The following is a 21,517-nucleotide window of genomic DNA, read 5'->3' on the forward strand; positions in this document are numbered from 1 at the left end:
AAATACTGCTTTTAAGGGTTAGGGATACATTTGCTTATCTTCATGAAGTATATAATCAAATTTCTGTCCGAATATATTAATTAATTCGTCGTCTATAATTTTTTTGGTATCAGGCTTAATTTCAGAAACATAAAAGTGAATATTACCTTCTTTATCTACAGAAACACCAGTTATACCTACTTTCAAGAGCTTTTCGATTTCTATGGAGATACCATATTTCTTTATATCTTCCTCCCTTAGTTCTTTAAGAAAGTCGTTTGAACAGGCACTTAAGAGACAGCAAATTAACAATAATTTAAGAGCCATTTTCATTTTAATCACCCCTTTTAATAAGGTAGTATTTGTAAAATGTCTTTAGATTATTATGTTTTTTGATGTACCATATTATTATTTAGAGATATCTCAATTTCGAGTTTTAAGCAAACGGGGGCGATTGTTTAATATCATCAATTGCTTCTTTAGATAAGGAGGGTTATTAGGAAGACTTGAATCAATAAACGAACAATACTATATAATTTTAGCGTAGACCCCTAAAGGAATTCCTTTAGGGGTTTACATTTTTATTTACATTTATTTGAATATCTGATAAATTAAACATATCAAAATGATATATATCAAAAAGATATTAAGGGGTATGCTATGGCTCAGAAAAATTACACACAATATGCATTGCTAGGCCTTTTAACAACGGGGTATCACACTGGGTATTCAATGAAACAGATGATTGATGGCAGCTTAAATCATTTTTGGAAGATCAGCTACGGTCAAATTTATCCTTCATTAAAGATGTTAGTGGATAAAGGTTATGCAGAGGTGAAGTACACGTCTCAGGAAGGAAAGCCTGATAAGAAAGAGTACTATATAACTTCATCTGGAGAAGAAGAGCTGAAGCATTGGTTAAAACAACCTGTACAAGAACTTCCCGTAGAGAAAAATGAGTTACTTCTAAAGCTGTTTTTTAGCCGTCAACAGGACAAGTCCACAACTATCAAACAAATGGAAATCTATCATGAAAATCTTCTTGAGAGATATAGCACCTACGAAGGTATTAAGAAAATGATCCTTACTGAGTCGTGTGAACATAGGGATGCGCCTTTCTGGATTATTACGCTAGATTATGGGCTTAGTACGACTCAGGCAGCTATTGACTGGTGTGTAAAAACAAAAGATACTTTACTGAATCTTGAGGAGGAAGAATGATGGGGGCAGAAGTTTTTAAGGGTAGATTTACTGTAGATAATAGGGATGGAAATGAATTTGTTGTCTTCCTGATCGGTATGAGGATAAACAAATGGTGGGCGGTACACAAATGGCTCCCTGTATTCTTAGCAATGCCGGCTATGGTTAGAGAGCTCTTCAGCAACAATGATTTAGGATTTCTAACTATGGAGAATTTCTTCAATTTTCGTTCGACACTCATGGTCCAATATTGGGAATCAGAAGAGGATTTATTAAGGTATGCAAGAGGAGATAAACATTTGAAAGCATGGAGAGACTTTAATAAAAAAGTCCAAAATACTGATGCAGTGGGTATTTACCATGAAACCTATTTAATTAAACCTAGTCAATTTGAGTCAATTTATGGGAATATGCCAAGGTTCGGATTAGCGAAAGCTCTAGGGCATATACCTATTACAAATTCCTCTAGAACCGCACGCCAACGTTTTAAAAATCTAAGGTGAATTATCTTAATATCTTGAAGTTGAATCTTCAACTAACGGGGGCAATTCTGAAACAAAAGAATTGCCCCCGGCTTAATTGTGGGCAAGTTACTTGAATAAGAAGCCTCTTGTAATTTATATCATAATTAGAAATCTTCGTTAGTTTTTACCAAATTTAACCTTTAATATTGTAAAATGATAGGTAAGAAATGCGGAAGGGGGAATTTTCTTTGACAACAGCAATCATTATTTCACTAGTTTCGTTATTCGTTGCGATTCTTGCACTTCTGGTGAACGTAAGTAAATTCTTTATTGAAATTCACGATAGAAAGCAAAAGCGAATTGAAGGGACAAAAGCAAATATTACGGTAGAACGTGAAGATAGTTCCAAATCAAAATATCTTATTTTTAAAAATGAAGGCAGCACGGCACATATTCATGAAGTAAAAATTAACGGGGTAAAGTGGGAAGATACAGGTATATTCCTTGAGAATGAATTGCCTTCATTACTTTCGGGTGGCCAAGTTCGAAAAGTACAATATTTTGCTTCTAAAACTTCAAAAATAGCACCGCCATTTGGACTCGAGATTATATACGAAGATGACTATTCAAGAAAGTATTTATCTACCAAAAACAAAGTAGCAATCCAAGCATAGGGCAGGGAGGATATAGACTTCTAATTTTTACATAAGGCTCAAACGATTATAATAAAATCACTACAGCGGTCTCCTGTAGGCATGTTGTACTCAACGTAGCCTTAATTTAGGATTTACTTCAATATATCTCGAATTCATGTCTTCAACTAACGGGGGCGAATCTTTAATAAAGAGATTCGTCTCCTTATTTTTTGTAAATTATATATCCAAAACATTTGGTATATTCTTCTTGAAGTAATAGATACTGATCTAATGTTAGAATCCACACTTAGAGTGAGCTTCTGGAATTATCATTACTTATTTGGTATTAAAGGTATGAGAGTGAAGAGAAAAAGGAGGGGGATATACGATTAAAAGGTTTATCGAATATGTGAAGGGAAAATTAGAAGTGGTAAGAGGTGACTTTAGAGAAGGTATAAAGCACTTTAGGATAATGTGGTGGCTGTGGAAATTTAAAGCGATCATATCAACAGTTATAATTTTCAGTATCATAACCGGGATTTATCTTATTGAATTAACTGGTGAGAGTCCAGAATATGTTAGCGGGTACTTTTTAGGAATTGCTGGCATTATTCTATTTTTGATTTGGTTGTTTAGTAAAAGAGTAAAACAGTTAATTCCTAAGCAAGAAGTTAAAAAGTTTTTGTTTATTTGTCTAGTTACACTCGCTCCATTTATTTTAGTTGGAATAGTATATTTAATCCTAGAAGTCATAGATTACCCTTTACCGTGATATTTCACTAATAAATATATTAAAGGGTCTTATTGAGTTTATCTTGAATTCAAGTCTTCAACTAACGGGGGCAAATCTTTAATAAGACTTGTGCTTTTTGTAAGTGAAAGATTATGAATAAATAACATCAGAAAAGAAATGGGGACTTATAAGTATGACGGAAATTAAAGAAATAGGATCTTTATGTTCTTTAGACGAGAAAGGCTATATCATAAACCAGTCTGATCACAATAAAATCAATAATAAATTTCGGGAAGTTATCCAACTTATAAACGAAACCTGTCTTGCTGCTTTACCAAAGGAAATTCACAGCATTTACATAAGAGGTTCTGTGCCAAGAGGGTTAGACATTGAAGGTGTATCGGATGTGGACGTAATAATCGTGACCTATTCTAATCCTGAAGAATTTGACCTTGATTGGGTAGAGGGAACTGAAAAATTTATTGATAAGAAATTCTCTTTTATTAACGGTGTAGAAATAGGATTCAGCCCTTTAAGTGAGGTTGAGGAGTCCCATTATTGCTCCATGATTCCTTTCATTCTAAAAACTTATGGTATTTGTGTTTATGGCGAAAACCTAATAAGCAAGCTCCCTAATTATAAACCCAACAGCTCCTTGGCGAATGAACACCTCATCCACCTAACATCTCTGATTGATAAAGCCAAGCATGATTTAATAGGTAATGACGACATTGAGGACATTAAAGATTGTTGTTCATGGATCATGAGAATTATTGTGAGGGCTGGTGGTGCGCTTGTTATTGTTCAAGAACAGTCATATACAAGAGATTTATTCCCAGCTTATGAACTATTTTCGAAGCATTATCCTGAAAAAGAGCAAGAGATGAGAACAGCCCTTTGGTATGCAATCAATCCCTTATCAAGCTCAGAAGAAATATTGAAATTCTTGGATCACTTTGGGAATTGGATAGAGCAGGAAACAGAAAAGTGGCTCGAAGTTTATAACCCAACAAGGGAGATACATCTACCACTTTGATAATATAGTTACTGTTTCTATTTATATAAAATTGAGGTGCAAAAAACAAAGTTATCTCGAATTCAAGTCTTATAAAAACGGGGGCAATTCTTTACCAGAAGAATTGCCTCCTTTTTAATGATTTGGGTAGGTTAGTTGAAGACTAGGTTTAAAGATAATCTTAAGTATTCACCGGTTTGTTTAATATTGTAAATTTTGAAACAATAAGGGGATAGGGAGGTGGATGGATGAAAGTCGAAAAAATATTCGGTCTTCTTAGTCTAGCTTTTATAATTTTTGCTTTTATTACTCACCCAATAGAACTATTACCTTACGTTCTGATTGTTGGAGGTATTAACTGTCTAATAGTAGGCTGGAATAGTTTCTCGAGGAATAAAGACAAGTAGGGATACTTCTATTTAGTTGTTTCATTATTTTTAGCTGCTTATGGTAGCTTTAAGTTATTTGCATAATAATAAAAGTTTGTTTTATTTTTCTAACTGTATTTAGACTTTTTAAGTTAAGTAGGAGTGGATGATTCCTTTTAAGTTTTAATTAAAGGGCCTTAATGGAGGAGATGCTCTAGTTCTCGAAAACACTCGAAATCAAGTCTTCACATATCGGGGGCTTTAGTTGAATCAGCCAAATACAAAAAAAGAACTTCCATAAAATTGGGAGTTCTTTTTTTGTATTATACCAACACTAAACTTTAACAGAGCCTTCTGTTTAATAAGATTTTATGTATTTGCTGTTTGCTTCGCAGCGGTCCCTATAAAATGAATCAAACACTGGTATTGAACCAATGTTTTTACCACCCAAATACACATTAGAGTTGTTCGTTGGATTAGCCATAATAATAGGTTCTATGAAAGTGAAAGTAGTGGTGTTGAAAAAAAGTTGATCAAATTCATGGGAATCTCAACACCAAGTAGCAGACGAATGGCAAACCCTAACTGATGGTGGAGCTAATAAGGAAAATTGTTCCTGGAAATGCATTGACATTTATATCACTAAACGATATAGTCTATTTAACGATATATCATTTAATGATATAAAACATAAGGAGCATGAATATGGCGAGAAATGACTCATTAGAGACAGGTGAGCTCACCGATACATCCTTTTATATTTTGCTGTCGCTTGTCGAAGCAAGGCATGGGTATTTGATCATGCAAAACATCGAAGAGCTGACAGAAGGCGGTTTTTCGATCGGTCCAGCGTCTATGTACACGACCATTAAGAAGCTGTTATCGGCTGGATTGATTGAACTGTACGGAGATGGAAAAGGAAAGCGAAAAACGTACATTGCCACAAACACGGGACTCCATCTGTTGGAAAAAGATATTCAAAGAAGAGAACGCATGATTGTGCATGCGAAACAAGTTTTGAATCAGAAAGGTGACAAATCAGGATGAAAAAGAAATACGTTATGTCGAGGGGTCTTGCTTTTGGAGAAGAGAAGGATATGGGGAAATTAAGATCTTACGCGAAACAAGGGTGGGTGTTGGACCGATTCGCTCCGTTCGGTTTTTTGTTGAAAAAAGGGGAGGAACAGGACCTGTCATTTGCGGCCGATTATAACAAGAATCCAGATGACGAATACTTTGCTTACTTCGAACAGGCGGGCTGGACTCATGTGTGTAGTGGGGTGGATTACATACACGTATTTTCAGCTGCGGAAGGCACCAAACCGATCTACTCAGACCACGAGACAACACTGGATAAATACGAAGTGGAAAAAAAGAATACTGGCCGGGTTGCCTTGCCTTCTTTGATTGCCACGATTCTTCTATTTTCCCTGGGAAACTCTGGAAGTATGCCGAGCATAATGGGAGAGGTCTTGATTTGGACAGGATTCCTAACAATGATCGTATTCATATTCTCGGGTATGCCGTATGTCGGGTACCAATATAAATTGAGTAAATTGAAAAAGGATGAGGAAAATGAATAAACGTATATTCAGATTGTTCTTTGCCTGGCAGGATCAAGCGGAAGAAAAATGGCTGACGGAGATGGCTGAGCAAGGCTTGCTTTTCTCGAAGTTCCAATTCGGTTTATACACCTTTCATAGATCGGAGCCTGTGGGTTATGTATATAAATTAGACTATAAAGCTTCCTCTGACCATGACTTAGAAGAGTACATAACGTTATTTGAAGATGCGGGATGGGAGCATGTCGATCGTTTTCACGGATGGCACTATTTTAGAAAGATGAAGAGTGCTTCAGAAGAAGAGCCTGAAATATACTCGGATCGTTCTTCTGAATCTCAAAAATATAAATCACTGGTGAATTTCTTGATTCCAATATTTCTAATGACCGTGGCGATTTTTCTGACCATCATTGAACCGAACAATTCTCACTCATCATTCGTAAGTATTTTTAAATGGATATATGTGTTTCTAATCGGTATCTACTTGTATGCGATTGTGAGAGTAAGGTGGAAAATGAGGAATTTGCAAAAAGATTTTTAGAAAAAGTTCTCTCCCCCTAGTGCGTTAAGAGAGTGGGTGTTTATGGAGGAACTTGTAGATTGGCTGGATAGGACGATTCTATTTTCAACAGCAACTATGGACTTTGAGATGCCGGATTTAAAGTTACTTTTTAAAAACGAGGAAGAGTCCTCTATGAAATAGGATATTATAAACAGGGGTTCATTTAGGTATGGTAGGTCAGTATTGGGAATTCAATAAAATCTATGGAGTGAAAAGAAATCAATCACCCAAGTAACTAAAACCATATTTTTTCTTGTTGAAAATAGCTCTTATTAAGAAGTCATTGGAGTGCTCTAAGTACATATCAGCGAATGGTTGAAAGAACATCCTGATTTAACGTGAGAATAACATAAAATTTAACACTCAAATAAAGGAAATTATGAAATGGATTTCTTGTTTTATATGTAAATGGTTATATAGAGAAAAAGAAAGGGAGATCAAAATGAAACAAACACTTCTGTCCGTTGAAAAACTCGGCAAGTCCTATAAAGATAAGCAAATTGTTAAGAATATCTCTTTTAGCGTTAAGAGAGGAATGGTAACGGCAATCCTTGGCCCGAATGGAGCTGGTAAATCGACGACTATTCGGAGCATGATGGGAATTATGCAACCGGACGAAGGAAGCATACAGTATCAAGGTTATCCAGAACATGGGGTTCCTCATGAGAAAGTGGGCTATTTACCTGAGGAAAGAGGATTGTACAAAAATGTAAAAATCATGGATATAATCCTTTACTTTGCAGATTTGAAAGATTACCCCAAGAAGAAGGCTAAAGCCCGAGCGCTTGATTATTTGAAGAAGTTTGGCTTGGAAGGAAGAGACAAAGTGTCGGTTGAAGAATTATCAAAAGGGATGGCACAAAAAGCTCAGTTTATTGCTTCAATCATTCATGAACCTGAACTTTTAATTCTGGATGAGCCTTTCTCTGGTCTGGATCCAGTGAGTCAAGATGTGTTTAAACAAGAAATAAGGCAACTGGCTGACAATGGTACTGCTATCTTAATTTCTTCTCATCAAATGAATCTTATTGAAGAAATTGCGGATGACTTACTGCTTATACATAAGGGGAAAACAGTTATTAAAGGAAGTATGGAAGAAGTCAAGGAGCAATATTCAAATTACAAGTGTACAATTATCGGGGAGAATGAAGCTTCTCTCTTTACAGGTCTTCCATTTGTTCAAAATGTTGAGAGGGATGGAAGTAAAACGGTACTATATTTGGACAGAGATGTTCATATCCCCACATGGATTAGTCATATTCCAAATGAATCTGCTATTCAAGAAATGACGATTGATAGGACTTCCTTGCATGAGATATTCGTGGGGGTCGCTACAGAGAAGAATCTAAAGAAGAGTGGAGGGATGTGAATCATGCGTAATACGTGGAAAGTTGCCAAATGGGAATATAAGCGGAACGCTACAAATAAATCGTTCATCATTTCTACACTCCTGACCCCTGTCATTTTTCTGTTGTTTGCCTTCCTGCCAAGTATGTTTTCAGGGTCGGAAAGCTCCAATGATCCAGAGGCAATGAAAGTATACATACAAGACGAAGTGGGACTTGCGTCAAGAGTTGAAGCGTTTGTAAATAATAAGGAGTCATTCAATTGGGAACTTGAATTTGTAGAAGAAAATAAGGAATCCGTTTTAAGCTCAGTACCGGAAGAAGAAAATCAAGCGTTTGTTTCCTTAACTGAAGATACTATTCAAAATGGCGTAGTTGAAGTGGAAACGAGCGAAGAAGTAACAGATTCATTCTTTGCCCAGCTGCAGTTATTACGTCAACCTATTCAAGACTATCAATTCAAACAGTTAGGTCTTACAGAATATCAACTTCAGCAAATAACAGCTGGAGTATCGTTTGAAACATCTGAAGCAGCTGCAGCATCTTCTGGAGTTGGAGGCGCAGACCAATCAGGCGCCGTTAAAGGAGAGCTTATTGTTCCCGGAATATTTGCTTTGATTGTTCTTATTGCCATCGTACTCACAGGAATGATGATTTTTCAAAGTGCGTCCCAGGAAAAGAAAGAGAAGGTTTCAGAGATTGTCTTGTCCTCTATGAAGCCTAATGAATTAATGCAAGGGAAAATTATCGGATACTTTGGTCTGGGGATAAGTCAGGTGACTATCTGGTTAGGTTTTGGAATACCTTTAGCAGCCTGGCGAATGGAGGATGTTCCTATCCTGCAATATTTATTTGTGCCGGAACTGCTGATCATGGTGTTTATCGCGATTTTAGGATATCTTCTGTTTGCTGCCTTGTTCGTAGGATTTGGTGCTACAGTGGAAGATATCAGTTCATCAAGCAATTTTCAAGGTTTCATTATGATGCTTCCTTTTCTTCCTTTTGTGTTTATTGGACCTATCTTAAATAATCCTAGCGGTTTGGCAGCTACGATTGGCTCTTTTATACCATTCACATCCCCAGCTGTATTAATTATGAGAATGGCTATGCTTGAGGACTGGCCGTGGTTGGAAATAGGCTTTGCTCTTGTTGTACTTATGATAAGTGTATGGCTAATGATTAAACTGGCTGGTAAGATATTCGAAGTCGGTATTCTTTTGTATGGTAAGAATGCAACACCAAAAGAAATATGGAAGTGGGTAAGAGCTTAGAATCATTTCATCAATATCTACGTAAGCCTTAAGAGATAATTGACTTATACCTGCCCCTTTTGAGTAAATACAATATTAAATAGGGGCAGGTGCTTTTTTGTATTAAATTAGTTTGATTTCAAGTCTTATAGAAACGGGGGCGTTTGTTATATTCGTAAATCTAGAATTAATTCGGAAAGCCTATTGGAAAGTTGGTGCATTTAATTGACTAGGTGTGATTGCTGCAATACTAAGTTTACATGGTGGAGTTTACTTAAGAAGAACAGTTTTTATGGTGGTCTTAAATGTCGGATTTGTGGTTGTAAACATAGGATAGATTTCGCTTCAAGGTTCTCAGTCACACTATTAAGTGTTGTTCCATTTATGATGTTTGGTTTGATTTTATCACCTTTTGAGAGTATTTTTCTAAATATATTAGTAGCACTTCTTATATTTATTCTTGGCATGTTACTAACTCCTTTTGTGGTGAATTACAAATTAACGAGAAGGTAGGGAGCTTTCAAGAAATGCTATATAACATTGATTCAAACAAATCTCGAATTCGAGTCTTAAACTAACGGGGGCTATTGTTCAAAATGGGCAATAGCCTTTTTCGTTAACAGACTGGATTAATAAAGGCTTAGCTTCTTTACTTTACAAATTTTGTGGGGGGTATTAGGATCCGATGATAATTACGTTAGTTCTTTTGCCAACACTGGTTACTTGTCTTGTCGGATACTTCTTATACAAACACAGTAAACCTTTAAGTATGCTCGCGATAATATTAATCCCGATCATTTTTATGTACTTGCTTATAAGTTATGTAGTTTTATGGAGCATTCCTTTATCTATTATTATTGTCATAACCATTCACGGATTTAAAAAGCCTGAAGTATCTTGATTTCAAGTCTTCATGTATAGGGGGCGTTCATTGAATAAGCCCAAAAAAAAGAGGAGCTTTCAATAAATTTTGAAAGTTCCTCTTATCCCTCTTTTTCTGCTGAAAATATCAATATTAAACGTTAACAGAGCCTGGAATTTAATAATGAGTTGTGAAAACAGAGGTGGAATGATTATCTCCTGCTCCACATTCGTTATCGTCCAGTTGCGCAGGTCAGACACTCGAGGTCATAAGCAGTCCCATAAGGGGGAAAAGCACCCCCTGTATGGTTCTGCTTATCCTTGTCGTGTCTTTCAGACCTGCTCCACTATTGAATCGTCCAGTTGCGGAACCCAGCCCCTCGAGGTCTTAAGGCCAACATGAAGAGAAGAAAGACCGCTTCTCTGTTATGTTGGCCTTAAGCTTGTCGGGGCTACCAGGGCTCCTCCACTTTTGAGATCACCCTATTATATAAAAGAAGATGGTAAAGAAATGGAGGATGGAGCCTCCTAGTACGAATAGGTGCCAGACCATGTGATGGTATTTGAAGCTGCGCCATACATAGAAGATCGATCCGATGGAATAAAGGACGCCTCCTACGACAAGGTAGGTAATTCCTGCTGCCGGCACCTGGGCTGTCAGCGGTCCCCAGGCAAGGACGATCAACCATCCCATGAGTACATAAAAGATCGTGGACATCACGACGAATTTTTTAACAAAGAACACTTTAAATACGATTCCGAGGATGGCCATGCCCCAGACAATGCCGAACAGCGTCCATCCCAGTGTGCTGCGAAGCGGAACGAGCATAATCGGGGTATACGTACCCGCGATGAATAAATAAATCGATGAATGGTCAAAGATCTCAAACAAATCCTTCGCTTTTCCAGGCGGAAAGCTGTGGACAAGGGTTGAGGAGACATAAAGGAGCAGCATCGTTACTCCATAGATGGTCACGCTTGTGATGTGCCAGGCGTTTCCACCGAAACTTGCAAAAACAATGAGAAGTACAAGCATAGCTGCACTGAGTACAGCCCCAATCCCATGGGTAATCGCATTGGCAATCTCTTCACGCTTTGTAAAGGTATGTGTCAGCATTTTATCAACCCCAATACTTTCAAGTGGGTCTATTATACTCTTCTTGGAAAAATTTATAAAGGTAAGACTCTTTAGAGGTTTAGGAAGTACAAAAATATGGGTAGTATTTAAGCGATGAACAGCTGTCAGAGAGAGAATTGTCGGGAATTGCGGTCGAGTTTTGATTGGATATATGATAGAATATGTATTGGTTCAATGAGCGTCTCTTTCTGCTCCTTCAATGTTCGTAAAAAAGAGGAGTGAACATGAAATGGTAAGTTTAGAAAAAGAAACATTAAGAATCCCATCTGTGTCGGAATTGATGATTCCGTCTGAAAAAGTAGCCCACGTTCAAATTGGAAATCCACTGGAACACGCATTGCTTGTACTGGTTAAGTCTGGTTATTCTGCTGTCCCTGTCCTTGATCCTGCGTATAGATTTCAGGGAGTGGTCAGTAAGTCCAGGATTTTGGAAGAAACGATGGGGATCGAACAATTTGAAATGGATCGATTGTCTGAGATCTTAGTTAAAGAAGTAATGGATGATAAAGTCCCGTGCTTACAAAAAAATGACACGATGATTGATGCGCTTCACAAGCTTATTGATTACCCTTTTGTGTGCGTTACAAATGAAGAAGGGGAATTTGACGGCATTATCACGCGTAGGACAATCTTAAAGCAATTCAGTAAGCATTACCACGAAACCTTTAAATATACAATGGTAGAAACAACTGTATAACAAAAAAATAGACAAGGGTGGCATCCGTGCGGTGTCATCCTATTTTTATATAGTGAAGGTGATTTACATATGTCGTTAAACAGACAAAAGCGGGGTCTCGTGCTGGCTTCGATTATGCTCTCCATGTTTTTAGCAGCGATTGAAGCGACGATTGTTTCGACTGCCATGCCTAGTATCGTCGCTGACTTAGGTGGATTCAGTCTTTACAGCTGGGTATTTTCAGCTTATTTATTGACGAATGCAGCTACGGTGCTTTTATTTGGGCGCTTGAGTGATGTGTTTGGGAGAAAGCCTATTTTTATGATTGGGATCAGCCTGTTTCTTTTGGGGGCTGTTCTTTGTGCTTTAGCACCTTCGATGGAAGTTTTAATAGGCGCGCGTTTAGTCCAGGGATTGGGAGCGGGGGCTCTTATGCCGATCGCTACTACAATTGTGGGAGATATTTACACTAAAGAAGAAAGGGCGAAAATCCAGGGTTACCTTTCAAGCGTGTGGGGAATTTCTGCTGTGACAGGTCCTGTGCTTGGCGGTTTTTTTGTGGATATTCTCAGCTGGCATTTTGTGTTTTGGATGAACGTTCCGCTCGGTCTGCTTGCTTTAACAGGAATTCTGATCTTCTTTAAAGAGGATGTGTCGAAAAAAACGCGGACCGTAGATATTGCGGGCTCAATCTGGGTGGTTCTTACAGTAAGTACTTTAACGATTATTTTGGTCGAAGGCGGCGTGAGTGTTCCCTGGGTTTCATGGCAGATGTTCGCTATGGTAACGGTGGCGCTCTGCGGAGCAGCTGCATTTTATTTTCATGAACGGAAAATGGAAGATCCGATGATGCCGATGGATTTATGGAAAATCCGTTCCATCCGGTATGCCAACCTTACTTCTTTAACAACCGGGATGATTCTGATAGGGGTCAGCAGTTATCTCCCTGCTTTTGTTCAAGGGGTAATGGAAGAATCCGCAACGGTAGCTGGTTTTACCTTAACCACGATGTCGATTGGATGGCCGATTGCTTCTACTCTGGCTGGGCGTCTGATTCTGAAGATCGGCTTCCGCCCCACCGCTGTGATGGGGGGAGTTTCCTTAATCATTGGAAGTGGACTATTTTCTATTTTAACTCCTGAAAAAGGTCCGTGGTTTGCTGCTCTCGGCTCGTTATTTATCGGGATCGGCATGGGACTTTCATCGACGTCCTTTATCGTTTCTATTCAAAATAGTGTCAATTGGGAAAAAAGAGGAATCGCAACGGCTGCGAATATGTTTATGCGTACTATCGGAAGTGCTATAGGAGCAGCCTTTCTAGGAGGTTTATTAAACAGTCAGCTGTCCCGTGTGATAGATGCTTCAAGCCTGCCAGATTCATTCACTGTCGATTCGGCAAACTCCCTGCTCCGTGAGGAAACGAGGGTGGAACTCGGTTCTAAGGCCTTGACGGTTCTGCAGGAAGGATTAACCGATGGTCTCCATCTTGTATATATCGGTTTATTGGTTCTTGCCTGTGTAAGTTTTCTACTGATTCTGCAAATTCCGAAAAAAGAAGATTGAAATAGGGAAGCTCCCTTTGATAAAGTAAAGGATGAAAGATACATAAAGGAGGATGAACAATGAAGCAAATGGACGCACATGAAATTATTTCATTCATTTCAAATAGTGAAAAATCAACCCCTGTGAAAGTATATGTCAAAGGGGAGAACTTAGAAAGCCTGGACTTTGGTGACCAGGTGCAGGACTTTATTACAGGAAAGTCCGGTGTGATCTTTGGCGAATGGAAAGTCATCCAGCCTCTATTAGAAAAATATGAAGACCAAATCGAGGATTATGTGCTTGAGAATGACCGCCGTAATTCTGCTATTCCTTTACTTGATTTGAAAAAAGTAAATGCACGCATCGAGCCTGGTGCCATTATCCGTGACCAGGTGGAGATTGGCGATGGTGCGGTCATCATGCTCGGTGCCATGATTAATATCGGTTCTGTCGTAGGTGAGGGCACAATGATCGATATGAACGTTGTTCTTGGCGGACGTGCAACAGTAGGTAAAAACTGCCATATAGGTGCAGGTGCTGTTCTTGCTGGAGTTATTGAACCACCTTCTGCGAACCCTGTTGTTATTGAAGATGGCGTTGTGATCGGAGCAAATGCGGTTGTGCTTGAAGGTGTGACTGTAGGTGAAGGCGCTGTTGTAGCTGCCGGCGCGATTGTAACAGAAGACGTACCAGCAAACACACTTGTCGCAGGTACTCCTGCAAAAGTCCTCAAAGAAATCGACGACAAGACAAAATCGAAGACAGAAATTATGCAGGCGCTTCGCAAACTCGACGATTAAGCCGGGGAATAAAGTTTTTTCATAGTGTTAAGATCAAGAAAGGACCTTGCTGAATCCAGCAGGGTCTTTCGTTTAAGGAGGAACCCTTTTGGAAAAAGAACAGCTAGTAACCATTCGAAGAGAACTGCATCAAATTCCTGAACTTGGATTTGAAGAACACAAGACCCAGCAGTATTTACTGGATTATATTCAAACCCTCCCGCAAAGCTCTTTAACAGTAGAGAAGTGGAGAACGGGTATTTTCGTGCGGGTGGAAGGAAACGTGGGAGAGCGCACCATTGGATATCGGGCTGATATTGATGGACTGCCGCTGACAGAAGAAACAGGCTATGATTTTTCTTCCACACATAGAGACCGCATGCATGCCTGTGGTCATGATTTTCATATGACAATTGCCCTTGGAGCTTTGAGCAGGCTTGCTGCCAATCCAGCTGATGATCATGTTGTTTTTCTTTTCCAACCAGCAGAGGAAGGACCGGGCGGAGCAGAACCTATGCTCGCTTCAGAGGAGATGAAGCGGTACCGGCCTGATCTCATTTTTGCCCTGCACGTGGCTCCGGAGCTTCCTGTAGGAACCGTCTCCACAAAGCCTGGACTTTTATTTGCAAATACAAGCGAGTTGTTTATTGATTTTAAGGGAATAGGAGGGCATGCGGCTTATCCTCACCTAACCCATGACATGGTGGTTGCAGCTAGTGCGTTTGTTGCACACATCCAGCAGATTGTGGCCCGGCGAGTAGATCCGCTTGACAGCGCGGTTATCACAATAGGGAAAATCGAAGCCGGCACTGTGCAGAACATTATTGCTCAGTATGCCCGTTTAGAAGGCACTATACGGACGCTTTCTCCAGAAGCTATGGATGGTGTGAAGAATGAAATAGAAAAAGTGGCCCGCGGGTACGAAATCGCTAATGACTGCCGGATTTCTATAGACTATGGATCCAATTATCACCAGGTTTTTAATGACGAAGAACAGGTGAGAAGATTTGAAACGATTATGGAAACGTCCCCTTATTCCTACCAGGAATCTAAAATGGCGATGACCGGGGAAGATTTCGGATATATGCTTAAGGAAATTCCAGGCTTTATGTTCTGGCTTGGTGTGGACTCACGATCAGGACTGCATCAATCGACATTAATGCCAAATGAAGAGGCGCTGCTTGTCGGTGTCGATACAGTTGAAAAGACGCTTCGCGAACTGTGAACCTGTGTATACCATTTACCTTCCTGCGAACAATAGACATGTATGTACCGCACAGGAGATTGAACGAAGAATAAAGCCGAATGACCGGCTGATTTCCATAAAGGGTTTGAATCCCGGAGAGATCACATGGCCGTTTCTTAAAATGCTTTAGGTGTTTGTATTTTTACGGGATCCTATAAGGCTGAAGTTCTCCGCTGTTCCATAATGGAAGGAGTTGTCGCAGGTGGAAGCCACCATAAAGTTATTGGCAGTTGCTGTTTTAATTGTTTTGACCGCCTTTTTTGTTGCCAGTGAGTTTGCCATCGTTAAAGTAAGAAAGACAAGGATTGAATCTAAAGCTTCAGATGGGGATAAAAAAGCAAAGTATGCACTTGATGTCCTGAATGATTTGGACTACTACTTATCTGCCTGTCAGCTGGGGATCACAATTACAGCTTTAGGACTAGGCTGGTTAGGGGAACCGACCCTTGATATCTTATTACGGCCATTATTTGACCAGCTTCCTCTCCCTGATGGTGTGACCCATACCCTTTCCTTTGCCATTGCCTTTTTTGTCATTACATTCTTACACGTCGTTTTAGGGGAGCTTGCGCCAAAGACTGTGGCGATTCAAAAGGCCGAAGCTATTACATTGGTCCTGGCGCGTCCGCTTATGCTGTATAGTAAATTGATGTATCCGTTGATCTGGCTGTTGAACGGTTCTGCGAATATATTTGTTCGTATGCTCGGATTTCAAACGGCTAGTGAATCGGATGAAGTCCATTCAGAAGATGAGCTCCGTCACATTTTGACCAAAAGTTATCAAAAGGGAGAAATCAACCGCTCGGAATATACCTATGTGGATCGAATCTTTGAATTCGATAACCGTACGGCTAAGGAAATTATGATTCCGCGGACGGAAATGGCAGTCATCAATGTTCACCAGTCTATATCGAGCGTAATCCGTGAGGTCAAGCATAACCGCTATACGCGCTACCCTGTAATTGATGGGGACAAAGATGAGGTAATAGGGGTTATTCATATGAAGGAGCTTTTATTCGATGATGTAGAAAACCAAAACTCCCTGCGCCCATTTCTACGTCCGGTTATGAAAGTATTCGAAAATGTTCCGGTTCATGATCTGCTTGTTAAGATGCAGAAGGAACATACCCATATGGCTGTCCTCATTGATGAATACGGGGGAACTGCCGGAATTGTTACAGTAGAGGACATTCTCGAGGAAATTGTAGGAGAAATCAGAGATGAGTTTGATGAGGAAGAAGAAAGAGATATCAAACGTTTGAAAAACGGCCATTACTTGTTGGAAGGGAAAACGGCTATCCAGGATATCAATGAGTACTTTGATATGAACCTCGATCACAACGATATCGATACAATTTCAGGGTGGATGTACACGATGGACTTTGATGCAGACGAAGGAACCGTTATTTCATCGGATGGCTACTACTTTAAGATAGTAGATATGGTCAAAGGACAGATTAAGAAAGTGGAAGTATGGAAAAACGACCAGGAATAAAAAAAGGCCCGGCAGAGTTTCTGCCGGGCCTTCTGCTTTTATGATTCTTTTTGTACGTAAACTTGATGAGGGTAAGGAATTTCTATTTCCGCAGCATCAAGAGCTTCTTTCATTGCTTTTCTCATGTCACGTTCTACAGCCCATTGCTGCATATTCTCTGTTTTACCTAAAATGCGGATGACGACATCAGACGATCCGAGGCTCTGAACCCCAAGCACACTTGGACCTTCCATGAAACGTTCGTCCTCTGCGAAGTCATCAGCGACTTTTTGTAGAACTTCCATAGCTTCATCGATATTCTCATCGTATCCAATACCAATGTCTACAAGAGCACGCATATTGCCGCGGGAGTGGTTGGCGACACCAGAGATGTTTCGGTTAGGGATGAAATTCAAAGTGCCGTCGAAACTGCGGATTTTTGTGGTGCGGATTCCGACTTCTTCAACAACACCGTCATAACCGCCTGCGGTTACATAATCGTCGACTTCCACTTGTCTCTCAAGCAGAAGGAAGAAACCTGTTACAATGTCTGATACGAGTCCTTGAGCACCAAAGCCGATGGCTAGACCGACGATGCCGGCTCCAGCAAGGAGTGGTCCAATTTGGATGTTAACAGCCGTAAGCAGCATCATGATTAGTATAAAAAAGAGGACATAGGAAAAAATGTTGATGGAAAGTTTTTCTAATGTCTTGGTGCGGCTTTCCGAAAGGTTTCGCTGTGTCCCCATCCGGTTCATAGCTGATACGATCGCTTTTCTGCCCAATGGCTTCACTATAGCAAAGGCGATCAGCAGGACGATCACTTTCAGTCCTACGGTAATAACGGCCTCAACCAGTTCAGCAGGGTTAAATGTAAATCCTTCATCAAATAAATTCATAGTAAGGGAAGAACTCCTTTCTCCTTAAATCTTGTACATGTTCCTCTTAACTAGAATATCGGAAAGCACAGGTGACTTTCAACGATTTAGCAAAAAAAGAGAGAATTTGTCGGACGATCGTCAAGTACATAGAAATGAACTTCCTTACGAGAATCTGTTTTATTCACATTAGCGTCTGGCTATACTGAATCATAAGTAAACGATTTTCGGAGGGATTATAGATGGCAGAACGTATGGTAGCAAAGCAGGCGCCTCGCTTTGAAATGGAGGCCGTACTTCCAAACAAAGAATTTGGTAAAGTATCACTCAAGGAAAATATGAACAATGATAAATGGACAGTCCTTTTCTTCTATCCAATGGACTTCACTTTTGTATGTCCTACAGAAATTACGTCCTTGTCCGACCGTTTTGATGAGTTTGAGGATCTGGACGCAGAAGTCATAGGGGTATCCACAGACACGATCCACACCCATCTGGCATGGATTAATACGAGCCGCGACGAAAATGGTCTTGGTCATCTTCAATACTCGCTGGCTGCAGATACAAACCATAAAGTATCCCGGGACTATGGGGTCCTGTTGGAAGATGAAGGAATCGCTCTGCGCGGTCTATTCATCATTAGACCGGAAGGTGAGCTTATGTATCAGGTGGTCAACCACAACAATATCGGCCGCGACGTTGATGAAACTCTCCGTGTCCTACAGGCGCTGCAGACAGGCGGTTTATGTCCGGCAAACTGGAAACCAGGCCAGGAAACCTTATAAGTTTTCTATACTATTAAAGGAAGTTATAAGGGGGCAGTTCGACCTTTACTCTTTGATTTAAACGCCTTTCATGAACATAGGACAAAGGAAGAGAAGCTGGTATCTTCTTATTAGATAGGCTCTGTTAAAGTTTAATGTTGTTATTCTTTATATTAAGTTTGTTTAAGAATAGGGCAGCAGTGTTGAAGACTCCAACCTGAGACACTTTATTGTGAGTGGGGACGTTATGTTTATTGAGTGGAAGGGTGTCTGGGGAAAGCGAGTGATTTCCCGAACCACCTTAATCTCAATTTGGGAAAGCGGAGGCACTCTCTCAACTTCGAGCCTTCCATATAAGGGGGCTTATATGGAACGAAATCAACACTAAACATTAACAGGGCTATTAGATAAAGGAGGAATTTTTTGTGCGACTGCGTACACCTATGCCAGAACTTCCAACAGCCGAAGAATGGCTGAATAGCAGCCCGTTGACTAAAGAGGACTTGGTTGGTGAGAAGCCGACACTGTTTCATTTCTGGTCGGTCAGCTGCGGGCTGTGTAAAGAAGCTATGCCTGATGTAAATCAATTCCGTGATGAATACGCAGGTGATTTAAATGTAGTAGCCGTTCATATGCCGCGATCTGAGAAAGATCTGGATATGAATCAAATCAGACAATCAGCAGAAGAGCATAACATCACTCAGCCGGTATATGTAGACAACAAGCATGCTTTAACAGATGCTTTTGATAATCAATATGTCCCGTCCTATTATGTGTTTGATGCAGAAGGCCTGCTTAGGCATTCCCAGGCTGGAGGGGGCGGCATGAAAATGCTCCGTAAACGCGTGAACCGGGTTTTAGGTAATCATATAAAAGAATGAATAGATAAAGAGCAGCTTCCATAAACATGGAAAAGTTGCTCTTTTTTTTGGCTCTGTTCATGCTGGGGTTAAGAATAGAAAGGTTTCATGAGGCCTAATTTATCGACCTCTCTTTCAGGTTGGAGTTCGAGAAGGATGGATTGACTCATAGAAGTGCAATCAAAATTCGACACGTTCTGTGCCGGGGGACCAGCCGTTTTTGAAGACACTATACTTTTTCAAATCCAGGTCTTCAAATGAGGGGTTTTTTTGAACTGAAAACTCCTTTACAACTTTTGACCGATAGAGGGTCAGTCTTTGGACAGAAAATTTTAAAAATTAGTTCAAATAGGTGGAAATTCATTTCGATACCCGATATATTTATAATTACGTTAAAAAAAAGAAGGAGGGGCACCTTTGGATACTTTTCAGAAGTTAAAAGAGTTTTACTGGCCCTATAAAAAGTATTTTTTCTGGTCTTTATTTTCTCTGCTGTTCGTTACGGGAATCACCGTCGTTTATCCCATCATCCTAAAAATCACCATTGATGATGTTGTAAACGATCAACAGTATAATCTCATACCTTATCTCTGTGCTGTATTTATCGCCCTTATGATTATCAAAGGATTTGCTACATATTTCCACCAGTATTTAGGGGACTTTTTCGGAATACGCTCTGTGTATACGATGAGGGATGCCTTGTATAAGAAATTGCAGCGCCTGCCGTTTCGTTATTATGATAATGCCAAAACCGGGGATTTAATGTCCCGCTTAACGGCGGATGTTGAAGGCTTTCGATTTTTTCTATCTGTAGGATTCTCAGAACTTCTCCGCATTGTTCTGTTAATTGTCGTGAGCTTAAGCGTCATGTTCTACTTCTCTGTCCCGCTGGCACTTGTGACGATGGCTGCAATGCCTTTCTTAGGCGTTGTCGTCTATAAATTTGATCGCCAGGTACACCCTGCGTTTCGTAAAATTCGGAAGTCATTCGGGAAGTTAAATACAAGGGTACAAGAAAATATAAGTGGAATGAATACCGTTAAATCCTTGTCTCGTGAAGGGTTTGAGATTGGTAGATTTTCTGATCGGAGTCAGGATTATCGATCCAAGTATATTGAAACGTCCAATATATGGGCGAAGTACTTTCCGCTTATGGAGTTTATCGGAAATGTTTCTGTTGTCGCACTTCTTGCCTATGGCGGCTATCTTGTCGTTAATGGGGCCCTTGAGCTTGGTGAGCTTGTCGCTTTCTTCAGCCTTGTCTGGTACATTGTCGGTCCTCTTATGAACTTTGGTTTTGTTATTAATCTATTTTCACAGGCGAAAGCATCAGGCGAAAGGCTCCTGGAGATCCTTGAAGCTCCGGAAGAAATCACCGAAAAAGAAGGAGCCATTATCCAGGATCGTCTGAAAGGTCATGTCACATTCAATGACGTCACGCTTACCTATGTGGAAGATGATGATTCGGCATTGAAAAACATTAGTTTTGATGCACCGCCTGGAAAGACAATGGGTCTGATTGGAGCTACCGGATCAGGAAAGACGAGTATCACTCAGCTGATTACCCGCTTTTATGAACCAGAAAAAGGCGAGGTCATCATTGATGGCCGTCCAGTTTCTGATTACAGCTTGAAAAGTTTGCGTAAAAATATCGGCTTTGTCCTACAGGAATCCTTTCTTTTTTCAACATCCATAAGGGAAAATATTGCTTACGGAAATCCGGATGCGACACTTGATGACGTCATCGATGCAGCAAAACGTGCCCAGGCGCATGACTTCATCATGGAAATGGAGGACGGCTATGATACGCTGCTTGGGGAACGTGGAATGGGCCTTTCAGGTGGTCAGAAACAGCGGATCGCCATTGCGCGTGCTATTCTGATCGACCCGGCGATCCTCGTTCTCGATGATGCAACATCAGCTGTAGACATGGAAACAGAATTCAAGATTCAGAAAGCTTTGCAGGAAGTCATGAAGGGACGTACCACATTTATCATTGCCCATAGAATTTCTTCCTTAAAGCATGCAGACGAAATCATTGTCCTTGAAGATGGTGCTGTTAAAGAACGCGGCCGTCATGAAGAGCTGCTCACAAACGGCGGACCTTACCAGCGGATCTACGATATCCAGTATCAGGACAAAGAAAAAATATTGAATACGTCAAATATGTCATAAGGAGGGAGAG

General features: G+C 40.1%; 22 protein-coding genes. 19 read left to right on the plus strand and 3 right to left on the minus strand.

Features of this window, described 5'->3' with window-relative positions:
• Positions 1-18 precede the first annotated feature (18 nt).
• On the minus strand, positions 19-312 hold the full coding sequence (locus tag LC036_RS03410) for a hypothetical protein (RefSeq protein WP_226578239.1): 294 nt from the start codon (positions 310-312) through the stop codon (positions 19-21).
• 327 nt (positions 313-639) lie between these two features.
• Here LC036_RS03410 and LC036_RS03415 point away from each other — a divergent pair, with 327 nt between their 5' ends.
• From LC036_RS03415 to LC036_RS18610, 11 genes are all read left to right on the plus strand, one after another.
• The gene (locus LC036_RS03415; RefSeq protein ID WP_226578242.1) at positions 640-1,200 is read left to right on the plus strand and encodes a PadR family transcriptional regulator; all 561 of its coding nucleotides are present in this window, start codon (positions 640-642) and stop codon (positions 1,198-1,200) included.
• Positions 1,200-1,682, plus strand: a complete 483-nt coding sequence (locus LC036_RS03420; RefSeq protein ID WP_226578246.1) for a DUF4188 domain-containing protein — start codon at positions 1,200-1,202, stop codon at positions 1,680-1,682. Before LC036_RS03415 ends, LC036_RS03420 begins: the two co-directional genes overlap by 1 nt.
• Positions 1,683-1,891: 209 nt before the next feature.
• Positions 1,892-2,317, plus strand: coding sequence for a hypothetical protein (locus LC036_RS03425; protein ID WP_226578249.1), 426 nt, complete (start codon positions 1,892-1,894; stop codon positions 2,315-2,317).
• Positions 2,318-2,687: 370 nt separating this feature from the next.
• Entirely contained in the window at positions 2,688-3,050 is a 363-nt protein-coding gene (locus tag LC036_RS03430; RefSeq protein ID WP_226578252.1) for a hypothetical protein, read from the plus strand.
• Between the two features lie 154 nt (positions 3,051-3,204).
• Positions 3,205-4,047, plus strand: coding sequence for a nucleotidyltransferase domain-containing protein (locus LC036_RS03435; RefSeq protein ID WP_226578255.1), 843 nt, complete (start codon positions 3,205-3,207; stop codon positions 4,045-4,047).
• A gap of 1,052 nt (positions 4,048-5,099) precedes the next feature.
• Positions 5,100-5,441, plus strand: a complete 342-nt coding sequence (locus tag LC036_RS03440; RefSeq protein WP_226578258.1) for a PadR family transcriptional regulator — start codon at positions 5,100-5,102, stop codon at positions 5,439-5,441.
• On the plus strand, positions 5,438-5,977 hold the full coding sequence (locus LC036_RS03445) for a DUF2812 domain-containing protein (RefSeq protein WP_226578261.1): 540 nt from the start codon (positions 5,438-5,440) through the stop codon (positions 5,975-5,977). The genes LC036_RS03440 and LC036_RS03445 overlap by 4 nt, the downstream gene beginning before the upstream one ends.
• Complete coding sequence (locus LC036_RS03450; protein WP_226578264.1) at positions 5,970-6,497, plus strand: DUF2812 domain-containing protein; 528 nt, start codon at positions 5,970-5,972, stop codon at positions 6,495-6,497. The genes LC036_RS03445 and LC036_RS03450 overlap by 8 nt, the downstream gene beginning before the upstream one ends.
• Positions 6,498-6,960: 463 nt before the next feature.
• Complete coding sequence (locus LC036_RS03455) at positions 6,961-7,887, plus strand: ABC transporter ATP-binding protein (protein WP_226578267.1); 927 nt, start codon at positions 6,961-6,963, stop codon at positions 7,885-7,887.
• Between the two features lie 3 nt (positions 7,888-7,890).
• A complete protein-coding gene (locus LC036_RS03460; RefSeq protein WP_226578270.1) occupies positions 7,891-9,135 on the plus strand; it encodes an ABC transporter permease in 1,245 nt (414 codons plus the stop codon).
• A 204-nt stretch (positions 9,136-9,339) separates the two neighbouring features.
• On the plus strand, positions 9,340-9,627 hold the full coding sequence (locus tag LC036_RS18610; RefSeq protein WP_226578273.1) for a TIGR04104 family putative zinc finger protein: 288 nt from the start codon (positions 9,340-9,342) through the stop codon (positions 9,625-9,627).
• Positions 9,628-10,453: 826 nt separating this feature from the next.
• Here the strand turns inward: LC036_RS18610 and trhA are convergent.
• Complete coding sequence (gene trhA / locus LC036_RS03470) at positions 10,454-11,092, minus strand: PAQR family membrane homeostasis protein TrhA (RefSeq protein WP_226578276.1); 639 nt, start codon at positions 11,090-11,092, stop codon at positions 10,454-10,456.
• Positions 11,093-11,342: 250 nt separating this feature from the next.
• Between trhA and cbpB the strand changes: the two genes are divergently transcribed.
• The 5 genes from cbpB (at position 11,343) to LC036_RS03495 (ending at position 16,851) form a co-directional block, all read left to right on the plus strand.
• Positions 11,343-11,810, plus strand: coding sequence for a cyclic-di-AMP-binding protein CbpB (cbpB, locus tag LC036_RS03475; RefSeq protein ID WP_226578279.1), 468 nt, complete (start codon positions 11,343-11,345; stop codon positions 11,808-11,810).
• A 69-nt stretch (positions 11,811-11,879) separates the two neighbouring features.
• The gene (locus LC036_RS03480; protein ID WP_226578283.1) at positions 11,880-13,352 is read left to right on the plus strand and encodes an MDR family MFS transporter; all 1,473 of its coding nucleotides are present in this window, start codon (positions 11,880-11,882) and stop codon (positions 13,350-13,352) included.
• Positions 13,353-13,411: 59 nt separating this feature from the next.
• Positions 13,412-14,131 (plus strand): 2,3,4,5-tetrahydropyridine-2,6-dicarboxylate N-acetyltransferase, encoded by a 720-nt coding sequence (dapD, locus tag LC036_RS03485; protein WP_226578285.1) that lies wholly within the window; start codon positions 13,412-13,414, stop codon positions 14,129-14,131.
• An 88-nt stretch (positions 14,132-14,219) separates the two neighbouring features.
• The gene (locus tag LC036_RS03490; RefSeq protein ID WP_226578288.1) at positions 14,220-15,335 is read left to right on the plus strand and encodes an N-acetyldiaminopimelate deacetylase; all 1,116 of its coding nucleotides are present in this window, start codon (positions 14,220-14,222) and stop codon (positions 15,333-15,335) included.
• Positions 15,336-15,558: 223 nt separating this feature from the next.
• Complete coding sequence (locus LC036_RS03495; RefSeq protein ID WP_226578290.1) at positions 15,559-16,851, plus strand: hemolysin family protein; 1,293 nt, start codon at positions 15,559-15,561, stop codon at positions 16,849-16,851.
• 38 nt (positions 16,852-16,889) lie between these two features.
• On the opposite strand, the gene LC036_RS03500 is transcribed toward LC036_RS03495, so the two are convergent.
• On the minus strand, positions 16,890-17,729 hold the full coding sequence (locus LC036_RS03500; RefSeq protein ID WP_226578292.1) for a mechanosensitive ion channel family protein: 840 nt from the start codon (positions 17,727-17,729) through the stop codon (positions 16,890-16,892).
• A gap of 221 nt (positions 17,730-17,950) precedes the next feature.
• Between LC036_RS03500 and LC036_RS03505 the strand changes: the two genes are divergently transcribed.
• The 3 genes from LC036_RS03505 to LC036_RS03515 all read left to right on the plus strand — a co-directional run bounded on the left by LC036_RS03505 (position 17,951) and on the right by LC036_RS03515 (position 21,507).
• A complete protein-coding gene (locus LC036_RS03505) occupies positions 17,951-18,493 on the plus strand; it encodes a peroxiredoxin (RefSeq protein WP_226578294.1) in 543 nt (180 codons plus the stop codon).
• A gap of 404 nt (positions 18,494-18,897) precedes the next feature.
• Positions 18,898-19,353, plus strand: a complete 456-nt coding sequence (locus LC036_RS03510) for a TlpA family protein disulfide reductase (RefSeq protein ID WP_226578299.1) — start codon at positions 18,898-18,900, stop codon at positions 19,351-19,353.
• Between the two features lie 396 nt (positions 19,354-19,749).
• Positions 19,750-21,507, plus strand: coding sequence for an ABC transporter ATP-binding protein (locus tag LC036_RS03515; protein WP_226578302.1), 1,758 nt, complete (start codon positions 19,750-19,752; stop codon positions 21,505-21,507).
• The last annotated feature ends 10 nt before the right edge of the window (positions 21,508-21,517 follow it).

This window comes from Halobacillus litoralis (assembly GCF_020524025.1).
Lineage (GTDB): Bacteria > Bacillota > Bacilli > Bacillales > Halobacillaceae > Halobacillus > Halobacillus litoralis_D.

Coding starts and splice junctions, on each gene's coding strand:
- LC036_RS03410 (WP_226578239.1), bottom strand. CDS start 312: ATGAAAATGGCTCTTAAATTATTGTTAATTTGCTGTCTCTTAAGTGCC.
- LC036_RS03415 (WP_226578242.1), top strand. CDS start 640: ATGGCTCAGAAAAATTACACACAATATGCATTGCTAGGCCTTTTAACA.
- LC036_RS03420 (WP_226578246.1), top strand. CDS start 1,200: ATGGGGGCAGAAGTTTTTAAGGGTAGATTTACTGTAGATAATAGGGAT.
- LC036_RS03435 (WP_226578255.1), top strand. CDS start 3,205: ATGACGGAAATTAAAGAAATAGGATCTTTATGTTCTTTAGACGAGAAA.
- LC036_RS03440 (WP_226578258.1), top strand. CDS start 5,100: ATGGCGAGAAATGACTCATTAGAGACAGGTGAGCTCACCGATACATCC.
- LC036_RS03445 (WP_226578261.1), top strand. CDS start 5,438: ATGAAAAAGAAATACGTTATGTCGAGGGGTCTTGCTTTTGGAGAAGAG.
- LC036_RS03450 (WP_226578264.1), top strand. CDS start 5,970: ATGAATAAACGTATATTCAGATTGTTCTTTGCCTGGCAGGATCAAGCG.
- LC036_RS03455 (WP_226578267.1), top strand. CDS start 6,961: ATGAAACAAACACTTCTGTCCGTTGAAAAACTCGGCAAGTCCTATAAA.
- LC036_RS03460 (WP_226578270.1), top strand. CDS start 7,891: ATGCGTAATACGTGGAAAGTTGCCAAATGGGAATATAAGCGGAACGCT.
- trhA (WP_226578276.1), bottom strand. CDS start 11,092: ATGCTGACACATACCTTTACAAAGCGTGAAGAGATTGCCAATGCGATT.
- cbpB (WP_226578279.1), top strand. CDS start 11,343: ATGGTAAGTTTAGAAAAAGAAACATTAAGAATCCCATCTGTGTCGGAA.
- LC036_RS03480 (WP_226578283.1), top strand. CDS start 11,880: ATGTCGTTAAACAGACAAAAGCGGGGTCTCGTGCTGGCTTCGATTATG.
- dapD (WP_226578285.1), top strand. CDS start 13,412: ATGAAGCAAATGGACGCACATGAAATTATTTCATTCATTTCAAATAGT.
- LC036_RS03500 (WP_226578292.1), bottom strand. CDS start 17,729: ATGAATTTATTTGATGAAGGATTTACATTTAACCCTGCTGAACTGGTT.
- LC036_RS03505 (WP_226578294.1), top strand. CDS start 17,951: ATGGCAGAACGTATGGTAGCAAAGCAGGCGCCTCGCTTTGAAATGGAG.